Origin of the sequence: Actinomadura chokoriensis (genome assembly GCF_039529475.1) — a bacterium.
Lineage (GTDB): Bacteria > Actinomycetota > Actinomycetes > Streptosporangiales > Streptosporangiaceae > Spirillospora > Spirillospora bangladeshensis.
The window spans coordinates 175,338-192,890 of record NZ_BAAAMW010000016.1 but is presented as its reverse complement, the minus strand read 5'-3'; the positions used below and the strand labels follow the sequence as shown (position 1 = coordinate 192,890).

Below are 17,553 nucleotides of genomic sequence, written 5' to 3'. Positions count from 1 at the left end.
CGACGCCGGCGTGTCCCTCCCCACCTGGCACGACACCGCCGAGCAGCGCATGAAGCTGCTCGCCGAACTCGGCCTCGACGGCGCCCCGGACACCGAGTTCGACCGGTTCGCCGCCCAGATCTCCGGCACCTTCGCCGCCGAACTCGGCGACCACGGCAAGAACCTGTACGCGATGGTGAACTTCTTCACCAAGAAGGAGCAGACGTTCCTCGGGCTGTACATCCCGCCGGGCATGCGCGCGGTGGACCGGACCATGCGGCCCGACCACGGGTTCTGCCCCGAGATGCTCGACCGCACCAAGGCGCTGATCCTTTCCGACGTGTGCGCCAACCCGCACTTCGCCTCCAACCCGGTCGTCGACAAGCTCGGGGTCCGCACCTACGCCGGCGCACCGCTCATCCACGAGCCCACCGGGACCGTGCTGGGCACCGTGTGCGTCATCGGCACCGACCCGCTCCCCAGAGACACCGGGCAAACCTCGCTCGCACTGATCAAGCGGCACCGCGACGCACTCATGGACGCGCTCGCACAGCGGGCCGGCACTCGCGGCCGCCACAGCTCCGGCGACACGAGCGGCTGACTGGCCGCGGTGACGACGTCTGCCGGACCCGACCGTCCGGCAGTGGGCCCGATTGGAAAGGGATGGTGCCCGTGTTCGAGACCGACGATCACAAGAGCCTGCGTAAGGCAGCGCGCGCCTTCGCGCTCGCCGAGGTCGCACCCCGGGTTGCCGAGATGGAATCCTCCGCCGCCGTCGACACCGTCCTGCCCGACCTCATCGCGCAGCAGGGATGGATCGGGGTGACCATCCCCCGCCAATACGGCGGCATGGGCGCCGGCCATGTCGCCAAAACGATCATCATTGAGGAGCTATCCCGGGTGAGCGGTGCTGCGGGCGCGATCGCGCAGGCGTCCCAGCTCGGCGTCGCCAAAATCCTGCACTTCGGCACCGAGCAGCAAAAGCAGCAGTGGCTTACGCCGATCGCCGCCGGCGCCTGCCTGCCCACCATCGCCACCACCGAAGAAGGCTCGGGCGCGCACGTCCTGGCGATGCAGGCCACCGCCGAACGCGACGGCGACCACTACATCCTCAACGGCCGCAAGAAGTACATCGGCAACAGCCACGTCGGCCACGTGCACGGCGCCGTGTTCCGCACCGTGCCCGAAACCGAGGCGCCCCGCTCCTTAACGGCGTTCCTGGTCGAGGCGAACCGGCCCGGAGTCCGGGTTGAGCCCTACCAGCCCGCTCTGGGCCTGCGCGGATTCTCCTTCGGCGACGTCGTGTTCGAGAACGTGCGGGTCCCAGCCGCCAACCGACTCGGCGACGAGGGCGACGGCCTGGACGTCGCCTACTCCTCCAGCGTCCTGTACGGGCGCCTCAACCTGGCCGCGGTCGCCCTGGGCATCCTGGCCGCCGCCGTCGCCGACACCGTCGCCTTCGCCAAGGAACGACACCGCTACGGCCGGGAGCTGGGCCGCCATCCGGTCATCGGCCAGCGGATCGGGCAGCTAGAACACCGGCTGCGGTCCGCTCACACGGCGGTCTACCAGGCCGCACATCTACTCGACCACGGCAAGCCGTGTGACGCCGACCTCTTCGACGCCAAGTACGGCGCGGTCGAAGCCGCCATCACCTCCGCCGCCGACGCGGTACGAATCCACGGCGGCGCAGGGCTGCGCGCCGACCGCCGGGTCGGGCGCTACTACCGCGACGCCATCTGCGTCGACCCGCCCGCCGGGCCCGCCGACATCCAGCTGCATCGCCTGGCCGAGAGCGCCCTCGGCATCGACCACGGCCCCCAATGGTCCGTGCGGTTCGCGCACCTGACCGCTCTGGCCCCCCAGCCCAAGCTCCGCGAGCCCGCGGCCTAACCCCCCGGTTCCGGCATGTCCTCCCCGCCCGGCGCGGGGCGAGGAGGACACCCACTCGCCCTCTCCGACACCGAACACAATCGACCGTTCCTCCCTCACAACCGAGAGCCCGAATGAGCCCAACAACCGGGAAGCGATCCGACGTGCAGCCCTCGCACTACATGCCGTCAGAAGTCGCCGCTTTGTTCCGGGTCGACACCAGGACCGTCACGCGATGGGCGGATAGGGGGTGGCTGCTCAGCATCCGCACCCTCGGCGGTCACCGGCGGTTCCCCTGTGAAGAGGTAGACCGGCTTCTGCGGGAGGGGCTGCCCGACGAAGCGTTTGACGACCAAGACGTGGAAGACGAGCGCTCCCCAGTGGCAGCGGCCACGCACGCCTCCCAGGGCGGTACCGCCCCCAGACCGATACCGGGCCCGAGCTCTGGTCCGATCAACGCGTTGATCGAGGACCACTTCGGTGGTGATGCGGTGGCGGCGTTGCTGGAGCTCGCGGGCCGGTATGGCATCGCCATCGCCTACCTCGACCGCCCGTGGTTCACCCGCCATCTGGGGCGTGCTCTGACCGCGGACGAGTGGAAGCGCGTCGGCGCCGAACTCAACGACTTCTGTGCGGTGCTCGACGAGCTGTGCGCGGAGGACCTGGAGGTCTACGCCGACCTGGTGCTGCACGCCGCCGGCGTTGTCAGGGTGACTGCGCCCGCCGATCTCGCCGCCGGAATCGCCTGGACCGACACCACCGACACCGCCGACGCCGTCGTGGACGCACTCGCCATCAGCACCGAGCCGACGCCCGGATCCGAGTCCGCGCCCGGGGCCGAGCATGCGACACCCGACGCTGGCGGCCCGCTACCAATCCCGCCGCCCAGCCACGGCAGGGAAGAACCGGTCGGACCCCAACACCCGGCCGCCCGCCCAGCCAACGGCACCATCGATCCGCACCAACTCGCCCTCTCACCAGGGGCAGACTCCGGGCGACAGGCACCCAGCACAGCGACGACCGCCGAACGAACGCCCACAGGACCGCAACCCGAGCCGCAAGCCGGGTCGTATCTTCCGAAGCCGTCGCCGCATCGAGCGGAACCGGCGGAGCTGGAGATGTCAGTCGAGGTCCTGCGCGAACGGTACAGCGCAGGCGAGTCAGTGCCCTCGATCGCGCGGCGGATGGGACTGACCCCGCGGCAGGTCTACCGCTGGATGCGGCACGAGAGGGTCAACCGGCGGCCGCCCGGCGGACCAGCCTGGGACACCTTCCCCATCGAACTGCAGGAGCTGCGGGAATGGTATGAGGCGGGCGAGACGATCAGGGGCCTGGCCAGGGAGCTGGATGTCTCCCCCACCACCGTGAAGATGCGGCTCGCAGAGTCGGGCGCCACCCTGCGATCCCGCGAGGCCCCGGGCAGTCAACGGCTGGAACTGCCAGTGCCCTCACCCGTCCTGCGCCAACGCTACGAGGCCGGCGAATCCCTCTACGACCTCGCCGAAGAACTGGCAGTGGCCATCGGGACGATCAGGCACCGGCTACTGGAAGCGGGAACCAAGATGCGGCCGGTCGGCGGACCGGCCAGATCACAGCCGCCGGAGCTGCCGGTTCCGGTAGAGCAAGTGCTGCAACGCGTCGAAGCGGGCGAACCGTTGCACAGCCTGGCCCGAGAACTGGGCGTCCCCCTCAACACCCTGCGCGGGCAACTGGAAGCAGCCGCCAAGTACGACCCGCCCCCACAACCGAGCCACCCGAACGAAGAAGACCGCACTCTGGAACGGCACGCGCGATGACCGAACTGCGGCTCTGCTTCGTCAGCGTCGAGTACGGCGACCGGACCACCGCCGCCCCCCGCGCATGCCGCCGGCCGCTGCCGGGCCGACTGACCGGGAGGGGCCGACGTGGGACGGCGTAACCGCTCGGACAGCTGGGGCGGCCGGAACTCCAGTGGACGGCGCCGCGACCGTGCGCCGCGCTGCGACAAGCCGGGCTTCGACACCTACGACGACGCCCAGCAGCACCTGGAGGAGTACCGGTCACGGAAGGCCAAGACCGGGTACGAGCGGCTGCCGATCTCCGTCCAGTACTGCGACACGTGCGGGCTTTACCACATCACAGGGACGGTCAGTAAGCCCGCCCGCGTCGGGCAGATGAGGCGCCGCCGCCACGGCGGAGGCGGCTGGAAGTAGCCCAGTGGGCCCCGGCCAACATCGACAACGAGAGGACCGCATGACGCACCTTCGGATCAGCTACGTCAACGTCGAACACGGCGGCCGGACCGACGCCGGCTACTCCTCCTACTCCGGCGACGGCGGCCCCTACGACTACAGCAAGGTCACCGGGATGTTCCACGACGGCGACTGGCCCGACATCGCCGTGATCGGCGAGGGCGACCGGTACGAACTGAACGGCATGGAAGGCGCGTTCGAGGCCGCCGCCGCGCTGCGGGACGCGGGCGGGCCGGCCTACGTGCCGCACCCGTGCTCGCTGCCCCGCGAGTGGGGGATGTTCGCCCCCGTCATCTACGTCGACCCGACCAAGGTCGTGGTGCGGCGGTTCTACTCCCACCGGCTCCCCGACTTCGCCGCCCGCAACCGCAACCTGATGCTGTTCACCCTCCCCGGCCGCACCGACCCCATCCGGATCGCCGCCACACACGGCGACATCTACTCCGGCGACACCCGCCTCGCCGACAACCGGCGGTTCGACCGGCTCGCCGACCCCGCCATCCCCTGCGCGCTCCTCGGCGACTGGAACACCGTCCCCTCCGGCCCCCACTTCGAGCCCACCGACATGAACACGCCCGGCGTCCACAACCCGCGCGGGATCAACTACCGCGTCCAGTTCCAAGGCGGCCCCAGGCAGGCCGGCCCGCACATCTACGACACCCGCGCCCTGGACGCCCTGGTCGGATGGTGGCACGCACCGCGTGACTGGCGGTGGGCCTGGTTGCGCCGCCGTCCGGGACGGCGTGTCGGCGGCGTTGGGTTCCACCACGCCGCCGAACTCGCCCAGGACTACACCCCCACGCAGATCGAGCGGCCCAACGGACGCCAATGCCTGGTCATCGACGGCATCCTCCTCAACGACCCGCTCCGTGACGCCTACGTGCCCGGCTCGTACCGCGTCCACGACTTCCGCGACCCCGAGCACCCCGACTCCGACCACAAACGCATCAGCCTGACGGTCGACATCTAGCCGGCACCGTGCGACGTCCATCCGCGGACGAAAAGGGGGTTGAGGATGACCGAAGAAACCACCACCAGATACTTCGCGATAACAGGTCGCGGAAAGACAGTGGATGATCCGCACGGAATCGCCCGGCAGCGCAAATCGGCAGAAATAGGCGTTGTGGATGAGGTCTTCTATCGAGACCGCCCGGCATGGCGCAGGACAGGGATCATCGCCGAGTGGAATCGCTGCTCCAGCGTGGATGACCTCGAAGAGGTAGACGAGGAAAAAGCGCTGAAGCTCATCGAATCCTGGGAGATCAAATAAGACGCTCGGATTTGGCGGTCGCCACTGCCAGGTCATCGACGGCGTCCACGACTTCCGCAACCCCGACAACCCCGGCCCCGACCACAAGCGCATCCCGGTCACGGTCGACGTCTAGCCCGGCCTCACGGCCAAGCACCGTGACCTATCCCGGCAGGTGACACCGCCCCCATAGCCATCGCCGTGCGGCTGCGTTTGAGTGAGGAGCGCCGCAACCCAAGACCACCGGGTCCGTCCGTGGCCCGGGGAGAGAGGAACGTCGCCATGAACGGTACGAGTCCGGCAGTGTCGGCGAGGACCCTGCAGGCGGCCGACGAACTGTTCGTCGGCCCGCTGACCGTGGAGGTCCCGTCGGCCGAAGCCCTCAACAGCAAGGAGACGGGAGACTCCGACACCTACACCGAAGAGGACTGACCCCCGTTCACAACCCACGCGGCCCCCGGCCTACACACACCGCTCGCGCCCCCCGGCCGGGGGCCGCACCCATGCCGGAAGGAAGTGAGTGAGGATGCTGAAGTTGCAGATCACCGTCCCCGCCGGGGAGGCCGGTGCCGGTTCGGTGGCGGCCGGATGGGAGTTCGATGGGAAGCGGTGGACGGCGCCGAGCGGGTGGTTCGAGCCTTTCCCCCACGAGGCCCTGGAGCACCAGATGGTGGCCCGTCAGGACGGCCGTGGGGCGTTTCTGGTGGTGCGTGAACGCGCCGCCGGGTTCACGCACCAGCCGGACGACTTTCCCGCGCCGCGGGCCGGTACGGGCCCGCTGGTCCTCCCCCCGGACCGGTATCGGGACCGCCGCGCCGAGGCCGAAAGCTGGCCGCTGGGCTTCACCGTCATCGACCTGACCGAGACCGGAAACCACAACGGCGCCGGCGCCCGGGGCGGTGTGGAGGTCACCTGCGGTGCGGTCAGCGCCGCGCCGCTGCAACTCGCCGCCGCCGGCGGTGTCCTGCACGGCTCGTGGGACCTGCTGGACCTGTCGGCGTTCTGGTCGGCCGACCGGCTGAACCTCGACGACGTCACCCGGTTCGTGGTGATGCGCGCCCTGTACTCGTCGCAGACGCTGCTGCGGGACGTGCTGACCCTCACCGAACGCGCGACGGCCCGGTTCGACGGGACCGGCCTGGCCATCACCTACCCGCCGCCCGCCGAGCACGCGCTGCCGCGTGAGCTGCGGCCCGGAGCCGACCCGGTCGAGGTATGGGAGCGGATGCTGGTCGAGGTGACCGGCCGGTGGGCGGCGGCCACGTCTGGGGGCGTGGCGGTGGAGTTGTCGGGCGGGATGGACTCTGCGGCCGTCGCGGTCGCTCTGGCCGAGCTGCGCGGGCCCGGAGGCAGCTGGAGTATCCGCACGGGGGTGCTGCGGCTGCCCGGCGAACCGGGCGAGCAGCAGATGTCCCGCCGCGCGGACATGATCGACGTTCTGGAGTTGGGGGCTGACGTGGTCGTGCCGATCGCCGAGCACGCTCCGTTCCGGCCGGGCGGGGCGCGCCGGTCCGGGGTGCCGTTCACGCCCCGCGACGGCAACACTGCCGAGGGTTCTCTGGTGATGCAGCAGCAGTTGGTCGAGGCCGGGGCCACCACGGTGTTCACCGGCGCGGCGGGCGACGACCTGATGGGGTTTCGGCCCGAGGAGCGGCAGCGGCTCGGGCAGCCGCGGACGCTGCGGCCCATGCCGGGCTGGCTGGGGCCGGCCGGGCGGGACGCGGTCGAGCGTCTGGACCAGGATCCGGCACCGGCGCCGGTGCTGATGTACTCGATCCTGGCGGGGCTGGAGCCGCGGTGGCCGCAGACGATGCGGCAGGGGCTGTGGCCGGTGTCGCCGCTGGCCACCCCGGACCTGCTGCGGTTCACCGAGCAGCTCCCGCTGAAATGGCGGCGCCGCAAGCTGCTGCTGCGCACCTACCTGGCCCGCCGCGGCATGGCCGAGGCGACGGTGTGGCCGGTGCTGCGGGAGAACTTCGCGCCCGTCATGGAGACTGCCATGCGCCGCTGGGGCGTCCCCCTGCTCACCGAACTGGTCCGCGGCGGGACGATCCTGGGCGACCTGGGCGTCATCGACCCGGCCGCGGTTCTAGACGCCTGCCAGGACGCCCGCGCCGGCGGGCCCGTGGAGGGCCTGTCCCGGCCGCTGATGATGGAGACGGCGCTCCGATCGGTCATCGGCTCCTGACCGTTCCCGGCCGTGGACGGTGCGGCGGCGCCGGTCTGCTCGGGCCCGGCACCGGCCGCCGGTGCCGGCCGGTGCGGGGAGTCTGTCACACGAGCCACGGTGATCGCCGTAGGCTCAGGGGACCGGTCTCCACCACAGCGCCGCCGCACCCCCTTGGCGGCCACCTCGAAAGGGCCCTCAGCGTTGTCGGATCAGTTCGCTCACCTGCACGTTCACACCGAGTACAGCATGCTGGACGGTGCGGCGAAGATCGGGCCGCTGGTGTCCAGAGCTGCGGAACTCGGGATGCCCGCGGTCGCGATGAGCGACCACGGCAACATGTTCGGGGCCTACGAGTTCTTCAAGCTTGCCGGCAAGGCCGGGATCAAGCCGATCTTGGGCATTGAAGCCTACGTGGCGCCCGAGTCCCGCCACGTCAAGAAGCCGATCCTGTGGGGCGAACCGCACCAGAAGAAGACCAACGAGAAGACCGGCGAGGGCGGTGACGTCTCGGCGTCGGGCGCCTACCTCCACAAGACGATGTGGGCCCGCGACGCCGACGGGCTGCGGAATCTGTTCCGGCTGTCCTCGCTGGCGTCGCTGGAGGGCCGCTTCCGCAAGTGGCCGCGGATGGACGACGAGCTGTTCGCCGAGCACGGCAAGGGGATCATCGCCACCACCGGCTGCCCATCGGGCGCGGTGCAGACCCGGCTGCGGCTCGGCCAGTTCGATGAGGCGCTGGCCGCGGCGGCGAAGTACCAGGAGATCTTCGGGCGGGAGAACTACTTCCTGGAGCTGATGGACCACGGGCTCCCGCTGGAGCGCCGGGTCCGTGACGGCCTGCTGGACATCAGCAAGAAGCTGGCGCTGCCGCCGCTGGTCACCAACGACTCCCACTACGTCACCGAGGACCAGTCCGAGGCGCACGACGCGCTGCTGTGCGTGGGCACCCAGGCGCTGATCAGCGAGCCGAACCGGTTCCGGTTCGGCGGGTCGGGCTACTACCTCAAGACCGCCGAGGAGATGCGCGCGGTCGACTCCTCCGACGCCTGGCTGGAGGGGTGCCGCAACACCCTGCTCGTGGCTGAGATGGTCGAGCCCTACGACGCGGTGTTCGAGCGCCGGGACCTGGCCGCCAAGTTCCCCATTCCCGAAGGGGAGACCGAGTCGTCCTGGCTGCGCAAGGAGGCCGCGCGCGGCGCGGTGAAACGCTACGGCGACCCGGTCCCCGCCGAGGTCCTGGAGCGCATCGACTACGAGCTGTCGGTCATCGACGAGATGGGGTTCCCCGGCTACTTCCTGGTCGTGGCCGATATCTGCAACTACGCCCGCGAGAACGGGATCTGGCTCGGCCCGGGCCGCGGGTCGGCGACCGGGTCGATGGTCTCCTACGTCACCGGCATCACCGACCTGGACCCCATCGAGCACGGCCTGATCTTCGAGCGGTTCCTCAACCCCGAACGCGTCTCCATGCCCGACGTCGACCTCGACTTCGACGACCGGCAGCGCGACCAGATGATCCGCTACGTCACCGACCGGTACGGCGAGGACAACGTCTCGCTGATCATCACCTACATGAGCATCAAGTCCAAGGCCGCGGTCAAGGACTCCTGCCGCATCCACGGACTCCCATTCGTGGTGGGCGACAAGATCACCAAGGCGTTCCCGCCCGCCGCCGCCGGTAAGGAGATCCCGCTGTCGGCGATCTTCGATGACAAGCACCCCCGCTACGGCGAGGCCACCGAACTTCGGCAGCTCTACAGCGACGACGTGGACGTCAAACGCGTCATCGACACCGCCGTCGGTATCGAGGGACTCACCCGCGGCACCGGCGTGCACGCTGCCGGCGTCATCCTGTCCTCCGAACCGCTGATCGACGTCATGCCGATCCACCAGCGGCCCGACGACGGAGCCCGCATCACCGGGTTCGACGGCCCCTCCTGTGAGGAGTTGGGCGCGCTGAAGATGGACTTCCTGGGACTGCGGAACCTGACGATCCTCGGCGACGCCATCGACAACGTCAAAGCCAACCGCGGCATCGAAGTGAAACTCACCGAGATCCCGATGGACGACGACAAGACCTACAAGCTGCTCCAAGCCGGGTGGACGCTAGGGGTGTTCCAGCTCGACTCGTCCATGATGCGGGACCTGACCAAGCTCATGGCCCCGACCCGGTTCGAAGACGTCTCCGCCGTCCTGGCCCTGGGACGGCCCGGGCCGATGGGCGCCAACGCTCACACCAACTACGCGCTCCGCAAGGCCGGGCAGCAGGAGATCACCCCGATCCACCCCGAACTCAAGGACGCACTGGAACCCATCCTCGGCAACACCTACCACCTGGTGGTGTACCAGGAGCAGGTCATGGCGATCGCGCAGCAGCTGGCCGGCTACACCCTCGGCGGCGCCGACATCCTGCGCCGCGCGATGGGCAAGAAGAAGAAGGAGGAGATGGACAAGCAGTGGGCCATCTTCTCCAAGGGCATGGCCGACAAGGGCTACTCGGCCGAGGCCGCCGACGCCGTCTGGAACGTGCTGGTCCCCTTCTCCCAGTACGGGTTCAACAAGTCCCACACCGCCGGGTACGGGATGGTGTCGTACTGGACCGCCTACCTCAAGGCCAACTACCCGGCCGAGTACATGGCGGCCTTGCTGACCTCGGTTGGCGACAACAAGGACAAGATGGCGGTCTATCTGGGCGAGTGCCGCCGGATGAAAGTGAAGGTTCTGCCGCCGGACGTCAACGAGTCGGTCGGCCGGTTCGCCGCCGTCGGCGAGGACATCCGGTTCGGGCTGGAAGCCATCCGCAACGTCGGCGACAACGTCGTGGACGGCATCGTCGCCGCCCGCAAGGAGAAGGGCGCCTACACCGACTTCACCGACTTCCTGGACAAGGCCCCCATGCAGGTGTGCCACAAGCGCCCCATCGAATCGCTGATCAAGGCGGGCGCGTTCGACTCCCTCGGCCACGAGCGCAAGGCGCTGATACTCATCCACGAGCAGGCCGTCGAGTCAGTGATCAGCGAGAAGAAGAACGCCGCGCACGGCCAGGACAGCCTGTTCGGCGGGATGGACGACGGCGCCGGAGCCACGGCCCTGACGATCACCATTCCCCACGGCGACGAATGGGACAAGTCCACCCTGCTGACCTTCGAGCGGGAGATGCTCGGCCTCTACGTCTCCAGCCACCCCCTGGACGGCGCCGAACGGATCCTGGAACGCAACCGGGACGCCACCACAGCCGAAGTCAGCGAGGGCGGCCGGCAGGGCATGGTCCGCCTGTCCGGTCTGATCTCTGGGTTGACCCGCAAGGTCACCAAACAAGGGAACCCCTGGGCGATCATCAAGCTCGAAGACCTCGACGGCTCGATCGAGGTGCTGTTCTTCCCCTCCTCCTACCAGCTGTACTCGGCGGCTCTGGCCGAAGACGTCGTAGTCAGCGTGATGGGGAAGGTCAACGAACGCGACGGGAGCGTCTCGGTCAACGCTCAGGAGATGCAGGTCCTCGACGTGTCATCGGCCACCGGAACCGAACCGCCCGTGGTCATCAGCGTCCCCACCACCAAGATCAACCCCGAGAACATCCGGGAGCTCAAGCGGATCCTGCAGGCCCACCCGGGCGATGTCCCGGTTCACCTGGCGTGCATGACCCACGGCGGCCGGGGCACCCTCTACAACCTGGAACTCTTCCAAGTACGGCCCGACCCGGCCTTCTTCGGGGACGTCAAGAGCCTGTTCGGCGCGAACGCGATCTACCAGCACCAATGACACCGAGCGGTCAGGAGCCACCCCACGGAGGACCGATCGACGTCGTGTCCTCCGCCAAGGCCCCTACGTGCCCGCGCTGCGGCGCGGAGGGCCTACTGGCTGCCCGTATCCCCCACACCATCGACCGGCCGGACGGGCACCGCATCCACGGCACGACCGTGGTGGTGCTGTGCCCGTCCTGCGACGCCGACCACCCGACCGGCGGGCCGCTGATCACGTTCTTCCACGTCCACGGCCGCGTCGATGACGACACCGTCACCCAGGCCGCCGAACTCATCGCGGCCTGGGTCGACTCCATCAGCGTCCCCCCGCCGGACACCGGTCAGATCGACGCCGAGATCGAGGCCTGGTACCGCGGCGACCTCTGACATTATCCAGACCTGCTAGAGCCTGGTTCCAGGTCAGCGTTCCCTGGCTTGCCCCGCTGGCGGCGTTGATATCGCTGCGGGGCTTGCGGCCATGATCGGCTGAGGGAATCCCGGCTGAGAGGCAAGTTGGGCGCTGGTGATACCAGGCCGATGGTCTACATGATCGGCTTATATAAGGGCTGCTACGACGTAGGTGCGGGGGCACCCTGGCACCGAGCGGCCCCGCAAACACGGCGGCGCCGGCAATCTGGGTTGAGTCAGCTCTCAACTCTCGATATCCACGAGCGACAGGCCCAAAGCCTTCGCCATGGCCACGATCGTGAAGTAACCCGGCTCCACGACTTCTGAGCGCTCGATCTTCCGGACGGTCGATACACAGACGCCAGCGCGTACGGCCAACTGTTCCTGCGTCAGGTCACGCTGCTCACGAGCCTGCCGAAGCCTGGCGGCTAGCCTTGACGCCTCTGCCGTGTAGCGACTCTCAGATCTCTTCCGACGCCCCCGGATACCTGCCATTTTTCCGATCCAGATGATAAATTATTACTGCTATAAATTTATCACTATGCCAGGGTAGGAAGCCAGGAAGTTCGGGCCCCGCACGCGAGGAGGGCGAGATCATGGCGACACGTTCAGCCATCGAGTGGACAGAGGTGACGTGGAACCCCACAACCGGGTGCGACAAGATCTCCGACGGTTGCGACAACTGTTACGCGTTGGCGCTGGCCAAGCGCCTGAAGGCGATGGGCGTCGAGAAGTACCAGGCTGATGGCGACCCCCGGACGTCCGGGCCGGGGTTCGGAGTCACTACGCACCCGGACTCACTCCGGCAGCCCTACACCTGGCGGTCACCTCGCCTGGTGTTCGTGAACTCGATGTCCGATCTGTTCCACGCTCGGGTACCGCTGGCGTTCGTCCGCCAAGTGTTCGGCGTGATCGCCGATACCCCGCAGCACACCTATCAGGTGCTCACTAAACGATCAGCCAGGCTGCGCAAGATCGCCTGTCAACTCGACTGGCCAGAGAACCTATGGATGGGTGTCTCCGTCGAGAACGCCGAAGCCATGTCCCGCGTGGATGATCTGCGGACCGTGCCGGCCGCCGTGCGCTTCCTGTCTTGCGAGCCGCTCATCGGACCACTAACCGGGCTGAACCTGGACGGAATCGGCTGGGTCATCGCGGGCGGCGAATCGGGGCCTGGGCACCGGCCGCTCGATTCCGCCTGGGTGGAGGAGATACGAGATGATTGCCTCACCGCGAAGGTGCCGTTCTTCTTCAAACAGTGGGGCGGCCGAACCCCCAAGGCGGCCGGCCGTGAACTTGATGGCCGCCACTGGGACCAGATGCCCGCACTGGCCGCGGCGCGCTAGGGCGTAGCAGGCCCAAAGACCTGGTTGCGGCGCTTCTTATCGTTGGTCTTGAGCACGAGTTCGCCAGTGGCTCGCAAGCTCCTGACCGCCTGAGTCACGGCTGGCTCGATAGCGAAGCCGTACGCCTCACCGAACAGATCGCGCGCGTGCTCAACGAGTTTGATGTCACCGCAGCGACGGGTGAGAGCGCGCAGGTTGGCCGTGATGATCCTCACGGCCTCGTCGTGCTCCTGCTTGATCAGCCACTCCATGTCGTTGTCCTCGGCCTCCCCGAACAATCCCTGTTGCCCTGGCACGCTGTCACTGTCCAGAGCGCCCAGGTGCTCCAGGTACGCTCGCCGTGCTCTCCCCACGGCGTCAGCGAACTCCCACAAGCCCACCGGGCTCCGCGTCAGGAACACCAGGTGATAGATCGGCTGCTGCCCCAGCCGTCGGCTCACCGGGATGACCACCGGTGTCATGGACGTGTGGCGGGCAATCCGCTCGGCGTACTCCTGCGCCACAGCGTGCGCGGCCGCTTCGAAGGTCTTGCCCTGGGGAGAACGCAAGGTGCCCAACGCCGTCTCTCGCCACCATGTCCCGCCGCACGTGGTGTCCATCCGGGGAATAATCGACTCATCAAGCATCCCCTTGTTCAAAGCACCGGTCGCACGTCTCGTAAGGTGCGCGCTGAAGTTGAGCAGCACCTCCGTCTGCGGACGCCGGCCCTGCCGCGGCCCGCAAAGAAGATCCCGCAACCGGACGTATGGTAGGCCTGCTCCGCAGGGGTCCAGGAAGAGAAAGAGCGGCAAGCCGGTGGCCTGCTGGACGACGACGTCCAGATGGTCCTCGACATTCCCCGGGCAGGACCGAGCCCGAAGGCCTTGCTTGACGTACTCGTCGACGACGACCTTGAGTTCGACGTAATTTTCTTGTTCTCTCTCAACGAAAACGGACGAGACGTCCCTGGAGTTACTGAAAGACCGAATCGCCCGGAGGATGAGTTCGGCCGATGCAGGGGTACCGTCGGGGTAGCGGCCACGCCCGGCGAAGCCGTCAAGAACCACTAGTTTCCCTCCGGTGGCCGTGCTGCCAGGCATGGCGATGAAGCGCGGCAGGTACTGCCGGAGAATCGCATGCTTGAAGATCGACTGCGCATGCCGGTCTCGGTTCTCCAGCAGGCCACCAGATGTACCTGTTGCCATCGATCCCCCTCGCTCAACCCACACCTACAGGAGATCTACGTCACTCAACGCTGCTTCGTCAATGCTTTCTGACAAACGTCGCGAGACAGTATCTTGCCGCGCTCTGCGACATCGATCTTGTAATCGCGTGTCCTGGCGTTAGCTCTCCAGACTGCGCTTCGAAGCGCTACTCAACGAGCAGACTCGCGGCCGGATCCTCTAGGCGTTGCCGGGGTGGCGTGCATCGTTCCGGGACGCTGCGGGACGGGTCGGTCGCCGAAGGCTGAGCTCCAGAGCGGAGCCAGGTACTTCTGTGGGCGCTTTCGCACGGAGAGTCCGCAACGTTGACGGCGCCGCTCGCTCCGGTGAGGTGTGATGAGCAAACCTCGAGTTCCCTCCTTGCTCTCCCCACCTGGGCACGCGTCATCCGGGCCAGTCAGCCCCGGCAGAGGCATCCGAGGGCACGCACTACCCGTATTTCGTCGTACAGGGCGACTATCGTTGACGAGTCGACCACCAGGAACTTGACCCACCACGTGGGTTCCCCCTTTGAGGACACGCACAGCCCATGCTGAGGCTGCCCGAAATGGGGTCACCAGCGGAAACAGTACGGCCGTCTGGCCGTCACCTCTCTGACTAGAAGGACACCACCGACTGATGGCAGTGACGCAGCAGGAGATCGAGAACCGGTTGTGGGATGCAGCTGATGAGCTGCGCGTGGCGATGCCCGAAGCGCAGTACTCCTCTGTGGTCTTCCCGCTGATGTTCTGGAAGTACCTGTCGGACACCTGGGAGCACAACCACCAGGAGTTCCTAGCTGACAACGAGGGCCTGAACAACCTGTCCCCCGTGGAAGCCCGCGAGATCGAGTACCGCGACTACCAGTCGTTCGAGATCCCGCTCATCCACTCCGGTACTGTCCAAGAGCGTCGCGCCTCCTGGTCATCCATCCTCGCTACCATCACCCAGCCCGGCCTCGGCCAGCGCGTCCGCGCCTCCCTGCAGGCCATCGAGACGGCCAACCCTGACAAGTTCTCCCGCCTGTTCGGGGCCATGACCTGGACCTCTGAAGAGGTGCTGCCGCGGGAGGTGCTGGCGGCGGTCATGCAGGCGATGGACCGCACGCCGAAGATGCACGAGGGCAACATGTCCCACGACGTGCTCGGTGGGGCGTATGAGTACCTGCTGAAGCGGTTCTCCGACGGGTCCGGTACCCGAGCAGGCCAATTCTTCACCCCGCGCGAGGTCGTCGAGCTGATCGTCGAGGTCCTGGACCCCAAGAGCTTCGAGTCGGTGTACGACCCGACCTGCGGGTCTGGCGGCATGCTCATCGCCTCCGCGAACCTGCTGAAGGCTCGCGGTGGGCGTGGCTACACGCTCAGACTGTACGGGCAGGAGGCCGTAGCGGACACTGCGGGTGTGGCGCGCATGAACCTCTTCATGCATAACCTCACGCAGTTCCAGGTCGAGGTCGGCGACACCCTGAAGGATCCGCGCTTCAAAAAGCCGGACGGGTCGGTCGCGCAGTTCGATGTGATCCTCGCCAACCCGCCCTACAGCCTGAAGTGGAAGCCCTGGACCAACGACCCGCGCGCCCTCGGCGGGGTCGCCCCGCAGTCGTCGGCGGACTGGGCGTTCGTGCAGCACATGATCGCCTCGATGGGCCTGAAGAAAGGGCGCGCCGGCGTCGTCCTACCCCACGGCGTCCTCTTCCGCAGCGGCCAGGAAGCGGCCATCCGCCAGCGCGTCCTGGACGATGATCTACTCGAAGCGGTCATCGGCCTGCCTGCCAACCTCTTCTACAACACCACCATCCCCACTGCGATCCTGGTGTTCCGTGCACCCGGCACCAAGGTCCCGGAGCGGCAGGACGGCGTGCTGTTCATCGACGCTTCCAAACGGTTCACCAAGGCCAAGAATCGCAACCTCCTCACCGGCGCCGACATCACCGACATCGTGACCGCCTACCACTCGAAACTCGACATCGACGGCAACCCGGTGGACCCCGACGGAGAAGGCGGTCTCGCGGCGCGATTCGTCCTCACCACGGAGATCGCGGCGAACGGGTACAACCTCAACATCGGCAGCTACATCAAGCAGGCCGCCGCCGAGACCGAAGACCTGGGCACCCTCATTGACGCCTACAACCTCGCCCGAGCAGAGCGCCAGAAGACCGAGCAGCGGATGCTTGCTCTCCTCACAGCCGCAGGGATCGAGGGCTTCGATGAGTGACTGGCAGCAGATCACACTCGGCGACCTGCTGACCCGCGTGCGCCGCAAGGTTGCCGTGGAGGATGGCGTCACCTACCCCGCAGCCAGTGTTCAGATGTACGGGCGCGGCCTTGGTGAAAAGGAGCCATTCGTCGGCGGTCTCTCGAAATACACGACGCTGAACACGGTGCGAGAGAACGACGTCGTGCTTCGGACGATCACGGCGTTCGAGGCCCCTGTAGGCGTCGCACAGGCGGAGCACGACGGTACCCACGTCTCCGGCGTGTTCATCACCTATCAAGTGGACCAGAGAGCACTCCCGGATTTCCTGAGGCTGTACTTTCAGACGCCAGTGTTCTGGGACGAGATGCAGAACCGCGCCTCGGGAACGGTCTTGCGCCGCAAGACCATCTCCGACGCTTCGTTCCGCGCCATCCCGTTCGCCTTGCCTCCGTTGCCGACGCAGGAGCGGATCGTCGAGGTCATCGGCGCGGTCGATGACCAGATCGCCGCGCTCGAGGCTGAGGTCTATGCCCTCGTCAAAGTCCGTACGGGCCTGGTCGGAAGGTCTGCCGATATCGAGCAGGTGCCCCTCGGAAGCCTGGGGGTTGTGTCGCAGGGGAAGGGGCTTCCGAAGGATTTCCAGGGCAAGCGAACGGGCGAGGTTTCTTGGTACAAGATTGCGGACATGACCGGCCCCGGAAATGAGTTCGGCTACACCCTTGCCGATACGCGGCTCACGCCTTCAGAGGTGGCTGAACTGGGCGGTGTTGTGGTGGAGGCTGGCGCGGTGACATTCCCGAGGGTGGGAGCGGCAGTTCTCACCGAGAAGAAGCGGATCGTGGACACCCCCGGAGCGCTGGATGAGAACCACCTCGTCATCACACCTGTGGAGGGGACACATTCTGAGTACCTACTGGCGGTCATGGATAGCTTCGCACTCTCGAGCCTGGTCCGATCGGGCGCCGTCCCTTCGTTGAACATGGGCCTGATCCGTTCGACGAAGGTGCCTTGGAGCTGGACGGAAAACCAGTCGCTTGGGGCCGGGCTAGGCGCGCTCCGAGCCCAATCTCGTGTGCTGGCGGCTGAGGCTGCCAAGCTTCGCACCACCCGGGCAGCCTTGCTTTCGGGTCTGCTGGATCGCACCATCGGCATCGAGTCTGCTGCGCTGGGGGTCTGAG

Annotated in this window: 15 protein-coding genes and 1 pseudogene; 14 read left to right on the top strand and 2 right to left on the bottom strand. The window is 67.3% G+C overall.

Annotation, left to right across the window (positions count from 1 at the left end; translation table 11 throughout):
• From ABFX46_RS29590 to ABFX46_RS29540, 11 genes and pseudogenes are all read left to right on the top strand, one after another.
• Positions 1-580 (top strand): GAF domain-containing protein (locus tag ABFX46_RS29590; protein ID WP_346047165.1); only part of this gene is annotated, 580 nt, incomplete at its 5' end.
• Positions 581-642: 62 nt separating this feature from the next.
• Positions 643-1,872, top strand: a complete 1,230-nt coding sequence (locus tag ABFX46_RS29585; protein WP_346047163.1) for an acyl-CoA dehydrogenase family protein — start codon at positions 643-645, stop codon at positions 1,870-1,872.
• A gap of 161 nt (positions 1,873-2,033) precedes the next feature.
• A pseudogene (locus ABFX46_RS29580) lies at positions 2,034-2,201 on the top strand (BldC family transcriptional regulator); the annotation flags it as partial.
• Between the two features lie 111 nt (positions 2,202-2,312).
• Positions 2,313-3,647, top strand: a complete 1,335-nt coding sequence (locus ABFX46_RS29575) for a helix-turn-helix domain-containing protein (protein ID WP_346047170.1) — start codon at positions 2,313-2,315, stop codon at positions 3,645-3,647.
• A 108-nt stretch (positions 3,648-3,755) separates the two neighbouring features.
• Positions 3,756-4,043 carry a hypothetical protein gene (locus ABFX46_RS29570; RefSeq protein ID WP_346047161.1) on the top strand — a complete coding sequence of 96 codons (288 nt, stop codon included), beginning with the start codon at positions 3,756-3,758 and terminating at the stop codon, positions 4,041-4,043.
• A 40-nt stretch (positions 4,044-4,083) separates the two neighbouring features.
• Entirely contained in the window at positions 4,084-5,052 is a 969-nt protein-coding gene (locus tag ABFX46_RS29565; protein ID WP_346047159.1) for a hypothetical protein, read from the top strand.
• Positions 5,053-5,097: 45 nt separating this feature from the next.
• Positions 5,098-5,352: a hypothetical protein gene (locus tag ABFX46_RS29560; protein WP_346047157.1), complete on the top strand. Its 255-nt coding sequence runs from the start codon at positions 5,098-5,100 to the stop codon at positions 5,350-5,352.
• A gap of 261 nt (positions 5,353-5,613) precedes the next feature.
• A complete protein-coding gene (locus ABFX46_RS29555) occupies positions 5,614-5,763 on the top strand; it encodes a hypothetical protein (protein ID WP_346047155.1) in 150 nt (49 codons plus the stop codon).
• Between the two features lie 94 nt (positions 5,764-5,857).
• Positions 5,858-7,519: a hypothetical protein gene (locus ABFX46_RS29550; RefSeq protein ID WP_346047153.1), complete on the top strand. Its 1,662-nt coding sequence runs from the start codon at positions 5,858-5,860 to the stop codon at positions 7,517-7,519.
• A 183-nt stretch (positions 7,520-7,702) separates the two neighbouring features.
• Positions 7,703-11,263 (top strand): DNA polymerase III subunit alpha, encoded by a 3,561-nt coding sequence (gene dnaE, locus ABFX46_RS29545; RefSeq protein WP_346047151.1) that lies wholly within the window; start codon positions 7,703-7,705, stop codon positions 11,261-11,263.
• A 44-nt stretch (positions 11,264-11,307) separates the two neighbouring features.
• Positions 11,308-11,631, top strand: coding sequence for a DUF6300 family protein (locus ABFX46_RS29540; protein WP_346047149.1), 324 nt, complete (start codon positions 11,308-11,310; stop codon positions 11,629-11,631).
• Between the two features lie 264 nt (positions 11,632-11,895).
• Here the strand turns inward: ABFX46_RS29540 and ABFX46_RS43595 are convergent, their stop codons facing one another.
• Positions 11,896-12,147, bottom strand: coding sequence for a helix-turn-helix domain-containing protein (locus tag ABFX46_RS43595; RefSeq protein WP_428831324.1), 252 nt, complete (start codon positions 12,145-12,147; stop codon positions 11,896-11,898).
• Between the two features lie 101 nt (positions 12,148-12,248).
• On the opposite strand from ABFX46_RS43595, the gene ABFX46_RS29535 reads away from it, so the two are divergent.
• Complete coding sequence (locus ABFX46_RS29535) at positions 12,249-12,998, top strand: DUF5131 family protein (RefSeq protein ID WP_346047147.1); 750 nt, start codon at positions 12,249-12,251, stop codon at positions 12,996-12,998.
• Here ABFX46_RS29535 and tcmP read toward each other — a convergent pair.
• Positions 12,995-14,182, bottom strand: a complete 1,188-nt coding sequence (tcmP, locus tag ABFX46_RS29530) for a three-Cys-motif partner protein TcmP (protein ID WP_346047145.1) — start codon at positions 14,180-14,182, stop codon at positions 12,995-12,997. The two genes, ABFX46_RS29535 and tcmP, sit on opposite strands and share 4 nt — an antisense overlap.
• A gap of 636 nt (positions 14,183-14,818) precedes the next feature.
• Between tcmP and ABFX46_RS29525 the strand changes: the two genes are divergently transcribed.
• Entirely contained in the window at positions 14,819-16,393 is a 1,575-nt protein-coding gene (locus tag ABFX46_RS29525; RefSeq protein WP_346047143.1) for a type I restriction-modification system subunit M, read from the top strand.
• Positions 16,386-17,552 carry a restriction endonuclease subunit S gene (locus tag ABFX46_RS29520; protein WP_346047141.1) on the top strand — a complete coding sequence of 389 codons (1,167 nt, stop codon included), beginning with the start codon at positions 16,386-16,388 and terminating at the stop codon, positions 17,550-17,552. The genes ABFX46_RS29525 and ABFX46_RS29520 overlap by 8 nt, the downstream gene beginning before the upstream one ends.
• Position 17,553 lies beyond the last annotated feature (1 nt).

What these genes read in the sequence shown, in the direction of transcription:
- ABFX46_RS43595 (WP_428831324.1), bottom strand. Translation starts at nt 12,147, where the DNA reads ATGGCAGGTATCCGGGGGCGTCGGAAGAGATCTGAGAGTCGCTACACG.
- ABFX46_RS29585 (WP_346047163.1), top strand. Translation starts at nt 643, where the DNA reads ATGGTGCCCGTGTTCGAGACCGACGATCACAAGAGCCTGCGTAAGGCA.
- ABFX46_RS29525 (WP_346047143.1), top strand. Translation starts at nt 14,819, where the DNA reads ATGGCAGTGACGCAGCAGGAGATCGAGAACCGGTTGTGGGATGCAGCT.
- ABFX46_RS29520 (WP_346047141.1), top strand. Translation starts at nt 16,386, where the DNA reads ATGAGTGACTGGCAGCAGATCACACTCGGCGACCTGCTGACCCGCGTG.
- ABFX46_RS29550 (WP_346047153.1), top strand. Translation starts at nt 5,858, where the DNA reads ATGCTGAAGTTGCAGATCACCGTCCCCGCCGGGGAGGCCGGTGCCGGT.
- tcmP (WP_346047145.1), bottom strand. Translation starts at nt 14,182, where the DNA reads ATGGCAACAGGTACATCTGGTGGCCTGCTGGAGAACCGAGACCGGCAT.
- ABFX46_RS29560 (WP_346047157.1), top strand. Translation starts at nt 5,098, where the DNA reads ATGACCGAAGAAACCACCACCAGATACTTCGCGATAACAGGTCGCGGA.
- ABFX46_RS29535 (WP_346047147.1), top strand. Translation starts at nt 12,249, where the DNA reads ATGGCGACACGTTCAGCCATCGAGTGGACAGAGGTGACGTGGAACCCC.
- ABFX46_RS29565 (WP_346047159.1), top strand. Translation starts at nt 4,084, where the DNA reads ATGACGCACCTTCGGATCAGCTACGTCAACGTCGAACACGGCGGCCGG.
- ABFX46_RS29555 (WP_346047155.1), top strand. Translation starts at nt 5,614, where the DNA reads ATGAACGGTACGAGTCCGGCAGTGTCGGCGAGGACCCTGCAGGCGGCC.